General features: G+C 61.5%; 7 protein-coding genes. 4 read left to right on the forward strand and 3 right to left on the reverse strand.

The genetic code is table 11. From position 1 onward, the window contains the following. Window positions 1-144: 144 nt before the first annotated feature. The 3 genes from F4U94_RS23325 to F4U94_RS24700 all read right to left on the reverse strand — a co-directional run bounded on the left by F4U94_RS23325 (window position 145) and on the right by F4U94_RS24700 (window position 5,722). On the reverse strand, window positions 145-2,673 hold the full coding sequence (locus F4U94_RS23325; protein ID WP_249042116.1) for a strawberry notch-like NTP hydrolase domain-containing protein: 2,529 nt from the start codon (window positions 2,671-2,673) through the stop codon (window positions 145-147). A 122-nt stretch (window positions 2,674-2,795) separates the two neighbouring features. Then, window positions 2,796-4,856 (reverse strand): ParB/RepB/Spo0J family partition protein, encoded by a 2,061-nt coding sequence (locus tag F4U94_RS23330; RefSeq protein WP_249042117.1) that lies wholly within the window; start codon window positions 4,854-4,856, stop codon window positions 2,796-2,798. Next, window positions 4,835-5,722 (reverse strand): DUF7146 domain-containing protein, encoded by an 888-nt coding sequence (locus F4U94_RS24700; RefSeq protein ID WP_170271997.1) that lies wholly within the window; start codon window positions 5,720-5,722, stop codon window positions 4,835-4,837. Before F4U94_RS24700 ends, F4U94_RS23330 begins: the two co-directional genes overlap by 22 nt. A 402-nt stretch (window positions 5,723-6,124) precedes the next feature. On the opposite strand from F4U94_RS24700, the gene F4U94_RS23340 reads away from it, so the two are divergent. Genes F4U94_RS23340 through F4U94_RS24885 form a run of 4 tightly spaced genes read left to right on the forward strand, consistent with a single transcriptional unit; the run spans window position 6,125 to window position 8,183 of the window. Next, window positions 6,125-6,706, forward strand: coding sequence for a helix-turn-helix domain-containing protein (locus F4U94_RS23340; protein ID WP_120249877.1), 582 nt, complete (start codon window positions 6,125-6,127; stop codon window positions 6,704-6,706). A gap of 9 nt (window positions 6,707-6,715) precedes the next feature. Further along, a complete protein-coding gene (locus F4U94_RS23345; RefSeq protein WP_249042118.1) occupies window positions 6,716-7,120 on the forward strand; it encodes a hypothetical protein in 405 nt (134 codons plus the stop codon). Window positions 7,121-7,173: 53 nt separating this feature from the next. Continuing rightward, the gene (locus F4U94_RS23350) at window positions 7,174-7,614 is read left to right on the forward strand and encodes a hypothetical protein (RefSeq protein WP_197716432.1); all 441 of its coding nucleotides are present in this window, start codon (window positions 7,174-7,176) and stop codon (window positions 7,612-7,614) included. Then, window positions 7,557-8,183 (forward strand): JAB domain-containing protein, encoded by a 627-nt coding sequence (locus F4U94_RS24885; RefSeq protein ID WP_197716431.1) that lies wholly within the window; start codon window positions 7,557-7,559, stop codon window positions 8,181-8,183. Before F4U94_RS23350 ends, F4U94_RS24885 begins: the two co-directional genes overlap by 58 nt. Window positions 8,184-8,347 lie beyond the last annotated feature (164 nt).

Below are 8,347 nucleotides of genomic sequence, written 5' to 3' on the forward strand. Positions count from 1 at the left end.
CCTGACCCGTCCCCAGACATTCCCCTGATCCTCATATATTATCTGGAGTGAAATCATGGAAAACCGAAGGAAACCTGCGCCTCCTGCCGCCACGCTCGACATAAACTGCGACTGCAAAGAATATGTCTAATGTTGAGCTCAACATTACATATACTCCCGAGGCGATAGTTCGATATCGAGGTTGGCGCGCTCCTCGGCAGACAGGCTTGCGAGCCGTCGCCCCAGCATGGCTTCGGCCGTCGTCACGAGCTGGATAATCGCATGATTGCCCGCATCAAGCTCGCGGGTCACGGCGTCGATCAGGCTCGGCACCTTCATGGCGATCAGCAATTGCGCGAAGAAGCGCTGCTTGGCGCTCTCAAAGCGCGAGAGCGCAGAACCCTTGGCCTGGGCATTGAGCGCCTTGTCCTCCATCCGGTCGACGATGTTGGTGAGCGCGAGCACCTCATCGAGATTGCGATGGATGACGGCCCATCCATCGGCATAGGCATTATAGGTCTTGATCTGGGCGGCGGTCAGCGGATGAACGAGCGGATCATATTCAACGCCGCGAAATGTCAGTGCGCGCGCCATGTAGAGACCGAGAGCTTTCAAATCGCGCGCGACGATTTCCATTGCTGCGATCCCGCCCTTCTCGATGCCTCTCATGAAGGCCGCACGATCATCGAACGACGTGCCCGCCCCCCAAAGGCCAAGGCGGATCGCGTAGCAAAGATTGGCGGGATCGGTGGCGCCGGTCGCCGAAATGTAGAGGATGCGGGCGCGTGGGCGCAGGTTCTGAAGGCGAACGCCGGCCAAACCCTGCTCCGACCCCTTCTGGGTTCCGAACTTGGTTTCGGTGCCTGCGGCGTTGGCCATTTCGTGCGCTTCGTCAAAGCAGATGACCCCCTCGAAATCATCTTCGAGCCAGGCCAGCAGCTGCGAAAGGCGGGAGGCAGCGTCGTGGCGCTGGGACCGCAGCGTTGCATAGGTCAGGAAGATGATGCCGCTTTCCATCGTGATCGGCGCCCCAAATGGAATGGCGTCCAGCGGCTGGATGTCGATCGGCAGGCCGCCTAGCGCCGCCCAGTCCCGGCGCGCATCCTCGATCAGCGCGGCGCTCTTGGAAATCCATACCGCCTTGCGGCGACCTCGGCTCCACTGGTCCAGGATACAGGCTGCGACCTGCTGCCCTTTGCCGACGCCAGTGCCATCGCCGATGAAAAAGCCCATGCGATAGGCGCACCCCGCACTGTCGGGCATGAGCATCGTGCCAGCTTCATTGGGCGCATGGAGTCCGGGCAGATCGCGCTCGAACGCCTGTCCCGCGTAGACAAGGGTTTCAAGCTGGGCGTCCGACATAGCGGTGACGGCGCAGCGGGGCAGCATGGGGACATAGGTCGGCGCGGGAGGAAGGATCGAGGACATCGCAATCGACTCGATCAACTGGTCGGGATGCGGCTTTCCGCCCGGAATATCCATGCGGGAGAGACGCCAGGGCACATAGATGCCGATCTGCTCGTCGGCGGGCCGCGGCGTTTCGCGAACAGCGTAAGCGAGCGGTTCTACCGTCGTATCCACCGCGACGGCAGCGCGCGGTTTGAGCTTGGGGCCAATTGTTGTTGAAGGCGACGCCATCAGCGGCGCACCGGTTCTGACAGGCATTCGCACCGGAATTCGTGCTTTAGTCGTTCCTGCCGGCTCGCGCGGCGCGCTATCGTGCGATCCCAGCCTTGGCGGCGTCGAAAGAATATGCGGCAGGGCCGATTTTATGTCTGGCACGCAAATCCGTTCTGGCGCGCCGGTCCAGCCTTTATCGTAGATCATCAGGCGGACCGATACGCTGGTGCCGTGCTTTGCGAACGGCCGGCCCTGGATCGTGATTTCCACGCGCGGCGGGACGAGGTCAGCGACAGCCCGGTAGCCTTTCTGCCCGCTTCCATCATGGGCAAATGCCGGCGACATGATCGCAACGCATCGGCCGCTGGGCGCTAGGCGCGCAAGGGCGGAACGAAGATGCCGGGCACCGGCATGAGCGTCGCGTCCCCGCTGTTCGCTGCGGGCGAAAGGTGGGTTGATAAGCACGACATTGGGCCGCACGCCTGTTGGCAAAAGGTCGTCGATGAACTCGGCATCGTGACAGCTGACTTCGGCACCAAGCGCCTGCTCAAGCAGCCCGGCTCGCACGGGATCGCGTTCGTTCAGGAAAAGGCCCGCGCCCGCCAGTTGCGCGAATATGGCCAGAAGCCCGGTACCAGCAGAAGGTTCAAGGACCTGATCGTCGGCCCCAATCGCGGCAGCGCGAGCGGCGAGATAAGCCAATGGCAAGGGTGTCGAGAAGTGCTGCATATCGACCTGACGCTCCGATCGGACCGACTGGGTGGGCAGGCGTTCGGTTCGAGCCAGCAGGTCATCAAGGACGGCTTCGGGCGATGCCTCGTTCAGCGGAACGCGCATAAGCGCCAAGGCCTGAGCAGCCTCCAGCGCGTCGAATGCCTCGCGCAGCGACCAGGCGCCCGTCGCGTCGCCGGCGCCGAAATAGGTGGTCATCAGACGGGTGAGGCGGTGTCGGTTGATGGGCTGGCCACTCACTATGAGTTCGCACAGGTCCTTGGCGACCGAAGCGAGGGTCCAGATTTTTTGATCGAGTGGCCCGGTTCCAGCGGTAATGGCGGCAAAGAGATCAGAGGTCATGGCAAGCTCCAGATGCCCGCAGCCAAGCAGCTGCAGGCGAGATTGTCGGGCGGCAGGGCCTGCTCGACTTCGATGTTCGGAAAATTTGGGCGAGGCGCGCATGCAGCCCCGCCCACGGTCGTTCAGGCAGCTTCGGGCAAGTCGCTCTGCTGATCAGCGGACGCGGGCTCGCCGCTGGGGGACTGCGCCTCGCCTTCCTGGGAAGCGAGATCCTCAGGTGGACCAAAGCGCATCGCGTCGGGTAGCCACTGCATCGCCCGATCCTTGATATCGGCCTCGACGATGATCTGGCCGCCGAAGAGCTTTTCGGCAGAAAGCGCGAGATCATGCTTCTTCGAACCGCTGTACCTGCTGCGCAGTTCGGCTCGGCCAACCTCGTGGAAATGGTCCAGGATCGTTGGCTTGGCTACCCGATCGAAATAGCGTCGAGCGGTCGGACGCCACCATTGCGCAACATCGATGTCGAGCTTGGTGCCGAGGTGGTCGATGAGCAAGGCCGAACGCTCACCTGCGGGCACCGCGTGGAGGGTTCTGGCGACCGCCCAGCCAAGCCAGGCCGCCCGCGCCGTATCGGCGAGGGCGCAGAAGGCGTCGTAGCGTTCGCAGATCCCGCCTGCATCAATCCAGCTGCGGTCGAGGCCCGCTTGCAATTCATCCCAGCTTTCCGCTGCGGGCGTGTCGCTCTCGAAATTGCCGACGCGCGAACTGGGCACGGTGGCGCGCAGATCGCTCGGCATGTCGTAGCGATAGGCGACCGCCGCGTCGGCCATGATGAACGCGCCGAGATCGAGGGCAAAATTGGGATCGCTCGCGACATGGACCCGAAGAATTTCCGTCTTCATGAGAGCCAGTTCTTCCGCCAGCTTCTGGCTTATCGGCGACCTTCCGGAAGCCTCATCAACGGCCTCATCGGCGCTTTCATCCTGCTCCTGGGATTGGGTATCGACATCCTCATCGACCTCGGGTTCAGGCTGCGGGATCGCATAGATTTGTTCGTGGAGACGCGGGGTGCCGTCATCGCCGATCACGAGATAGGCCAGGGAGGCGGCCTTCTGGTCGGCACCCAAAACCGGCGGGCGCTCGGTCAATCCCTGATATTCCGCTTCCAGCGCCTCGATCCGTTGGATCTCTTCGTCGGAATAGCCATCTTCATCGGCATTCTCGGCGATCGTCTCCAGCTCGACCTCGATCGCGCGCTGGCGCTCTTCCTCGTCGGGGGTCAGTTCGACCGGTTCGCCTTCGACAGGATCGAGGCCGATGGTTTCCATATAGGGGACACGGATGTGGCAGACGACCCGCAGTTCGCCGAAGCCCTCGCTTGATCTGAGCTCCGCGGCCGCCGCTTCCAGGCGTTCCTGCGCCAGCGTTTCGACTATGCCGCTGTCGATCCAGTTCTCGCTCGCATTATCGGAGAAGAGATCGCCGTCGATCCTGCCACCGGCGGCAAGGTAGGCGTCGCGCCCGATAAGCAGGGCCTTGGGATCATTACCGCGATAGAGGCCGGAGATCAGGCGGCGACGGATTTCCGCGCAGTTCGTGGCATAGTAGCCGTCGGCAAGTTCTTCGAAGACGGCTGCCTGGCGGGCGGTGTCGGTGATGCTGCCATAGGCCTTCGCTACGTCGAGCGTGATGGTGCCATCAGCGAGGGCGTCAAAGACGGGGTCCGCAAGCCCAGCAAGCCGAAGACGCCCCAGTACGAAACGCTCGGTGAGCCCAAAACGTATGGCAACGTCCGCCGGGCTCTTCTTCTCGGTCTCGATGATCGTCTGAAATGCTCGGCATTCCTCGGCCGGCGACATGTTCAATCGATTGAAATTTTCCACGAGGCTGATTTCTGCCGCATCGTTCCGATTGCTCAGCAGCTTCACCGTCACCGGGTAATCGGCTGGCAGCTTGCCCTCTTCGATCAGCGCCTTGAGCTGCGTGAGACGGCGACCGCCGCCGGTGATCTGATATTCACCCTTCCTTCGCGCCACCGGCAGGCCGATCAGGTTCTGGATGATCCCCCGTGCAAGGATGCTGGCCTTGAGTTCGCTATCGGCCACAGGGTCAGTCCGCCTGCGGACATTGGAAGGTGCGATCGAGAGCTTGGAAGCGGGAACCTGGATGTCGGGCAGAGCCTGGGACATGAGCTTTCTCCTGTTCGCGGGCGCCCTGACCATCAGGCCGCATTCCGCTCCCATCCCAACCTCACCTTCCCTCCTGCCCGCAGCATGTCATTCCAGTCGTTGAACGGCACTGCCGGCCAAAGGACAATTATCTCGCGTTCCGGAAGCGCGTAGCTTCGCAAAGCTTTGGTTACGGCCCGCCTGCCCGCACGGTCGTTATCGGCGAGAAGAACCAGGCGCTTGATGCGGGACGGAATCTCGATCCGATCAAACCGCTCGGCGCCCAGACTCGCCCAGACCGGAATGGAGAGAAGCAAGGACGCCGAGAGGGCATTTTCCACCCCTTCTGCCAGTCCCAACGTCTCCATCGGTTCGAACAACTGCACGGCATCCCGATATAGAGGACCCAGCGCGCGCTTCGTCCGGCTGAGCAAAGCCGGCCGGCCATTGGGTTGCAGGAATATCCGTTGCACGGCTGTCATACGGCGCGGCTGCCCCACAGCGACAAGCAACGCGGGCAACCGGCGAACCGGTCGACCTTGACCCAGGGGTGTGGCCGGGTGGTAGCGCATGAGATCATGGATCGCCGGGACTGCCCGGTTACGTAGATAGCGCTCCGCCGGGGTGCCGCTGACAGGTCGTCCTTCGCGCCAGAGACGAGCGGCATATCGCCGCATGTCGGCAGCAGGCGGGAAACGCTCGGCCTTTCGGCTCTCCCCTTCAGGTACAACGAGCTTTTCACGTCTCAGCGCCGCCAGAATTTCGGTAATTGTGCAGCCGGCAAAACATTTGAACAGAAGAGCGCTCCGACCGCACCTTACGGACAGGCTCGGCGTGCGATCCTCGTGAGCCGGGCATTGGCACATGCCCCGCCCGTTGGACCAGACGCCCCCGAGTCGCCGGACAATATGTTCTCCGGCTGCTGCCATGTCAGCGCTCATGGCAAACTCCGCGCGTCAGCCGTCAGGATGTTCGCGTCACCGGGAGAACGTTGCCGAGAAATGGGCCAACCGACGGGACGTGATTGCTGTGAAGGCTCAACATGCTTTCGGCCGAGCCAATCGGCCTGCGAGAGGATGGCTTGAAGGCAGTTTGACAGGCCGGTGGCGAAAAGGCTGTTGAACATGGAGGATATCCTGAGATTAATATGAAGCCGACCTCTTCCCCCCCCCTCCCCTCCTGTTCGATCCCAGGCGGTACCCCGGTGGCACTACGCCATTCGATATAAGAGCGTTGCTTTTGCGTGTCAGTTTGATGACACTCCCGGCTTACGAAACGGATCGGCCACCTCGCCTGGCTCTCCCGGCTATGGTCGCCGACGCATACAAGGGTCGGGTCGCACCGTGACAAGCAACATTTTGCCTCCCGAGTTGGAGAAATATCGCACAGCCGTCGAGTCGCTGACCCAGCGTCAGCGGCAATGCATGGCGCATGTTGCCCGAGGGCTGACATCGAAGCGCATTGGAGGAAAACTCGGTATCCGCTCCGGAACAGTCGACAAGCATATCGAGAACGCCCGGAATATCCTTGGTGAAATGGACCGGTTTGATGCGGCGCAGATTATCCTCGCGTTCGAGGAACCTGGTCTGAACATCCCCGCCGACACCCAATTTCTACTACCCTCCCAATCGTTGGGAATAGATTTCGGAGGTATGATCGCGGCAACTGTCCCTGCTGATCACGAAGCAGATGGGCATCCGCACGATGATGGGCAGCTTGTTGAGGAGCAGGGAAGCTACACGCTCGAACGCCTCACGACGTCCTTCATCGGCTGGGTCCCGCTCCGCTCAGGCTGGAGACCGAGTAATGACCTAGACCAATCAAAAGCCATCGTTATCGCAGCGGCATTGGGCGCCCTGGCGCTCCTGCTTGCCGGCGCGGCTATATCGCTTCTTACGGTCATGGACAGTCTAGCCCACCCGTAAGGCCACCATTTGACAATCAACTTCATGAACCATGCATTCCTGTGGAATGCGGGAGGAGACTTCATGCCCAGACAACGTCAGATTATCGCCCATTCGATCGCGCAGCGGCTGCATGCTGCGGAGGAAGCTATTGACCTTGCGGCGGCCCGTATCGCCGAACTCAATGCCGCACTGCCCCTTGCTCGTCTTGAGGGGCGCCTTGGAGCAGCGATCGGGCAGGACGCATTTGCATCCTCCGCCACGGCCATCATGCTGGTGGCCAAGACGCGGGCAGAGCTCGTCGCGACCCATGACCAGCTCAAGCGCGTGAGTGACGACATCGGTCTTGGCGAGCAGGCCTATGGCGATGTCTTCAAGGTCGCAACTGGCCAAAGCCAGCAGCAGCCTCTCGCGCACCATCTACGCGCCGCCTGAGCGACGAGTGTCAAGCGCTTGACTGGGAAGGAGATTTCCATTTCGAAGTCGATATGACCAGACAAATGTTATTCGTCGGACTTTTGGTCCTAAGCTCGATCTATGGGTTCGCAAAGGGTGGCCGGCCCGAGCAGATCGGGGCGGCAACCTTTGTGAGCGGCGTCCTCGCCAGCATAGCGCTTGCCCATCCCGTTGCCTTCCGGTTCCAGGGTGTCGAGCACGGCATGCTCTTTGTCGACACGGCCATGTTGGGTGTTTTCCTATGGCTTTCTTTCAAAAGCACGCGATTTTGGCCGCTCTGGGTTTCGGGAATGCTGGTGGCGGAACTTTCGGTGCACGCAATGCGCGTCGCTGTGCCGGCGGTGGTGCCAAAAGCCTATATGGATGCCGTGGCGCTCTGGAGTTGGATTGCCCAGATCATCCTGATTGCCGCGACTTGGCGACACCAGCGGCGGCTCGTCCGGGCGGGTGTCGACAAATCCTGGAAGATCTGATCGGCCTGGGGACACCCGATCGTGCGCGAGAATTATCAGACCGGCTTCTCGAACGATTTGGATCGTTCCCCGAGGCCCTCAATGCCACGGAGGGCGAGCGCATCAAAGCCGTCGGCGGCGATGATCTGGAGGGCCTGTTTTCATCGGTTCGAACGGCTATCCACCACGTCCTGCGAGATCGCCTTTTGCGTGGAGCCGTGCTGGCCGATGAGCGCGCCGTCCTTGACTATCTGAGGGGCGTGATGGCGTTCGCCCCGCAAGAGCAGTTTAGGGTGCTCTATCTCAATGCAGGCAATGAGCTTTTATGCGATGAGGTGGCCAGCATCGGCTCTGTTTCTACCGTTCATATTTACCCACGCGAAGTGCTCAAGCGATGTCTTGAGCTTGGCGCGACCGCCATCATCGTCGCGCACAATCATCCATCTGGTCGTCTAGTCGCCTCCCGGAGCGACAGGGTCATGACCCGCAACCTCGTCGAGGCGGCCAAGGCGCTGGGCGTCGCAGTGCACGACCATATCCTTGTCGCCCGGGAGGGCAGCCTGAGCTTTCGTAGAAAAGGATTTTTGTAGGCAGGCGCCCGCCGCGATCGGCACGACCGATCACGCGCGTTAGCGTCCGCGCTCGTGGTGTAATTTCCGGTGTAGATTGAGGCGATCGCATGGGTGGGGCATGCCCCACCCATGCGAATTCGATCTCGGTGGCCACCGGGCTCATCGGTAAGGTGGAGTTACCA

Origin of the sequence: Sphingobium limneticum, from assembly GCF_008710155.1 — a bacterium.
GTDB classification, from domain to species: Bacteria; Pseudomonadota; Alphaproteobacteria; order Sphingomonadales; family Sphingomonadaceae; genus Sphingobium; species Sphingobium limneticum.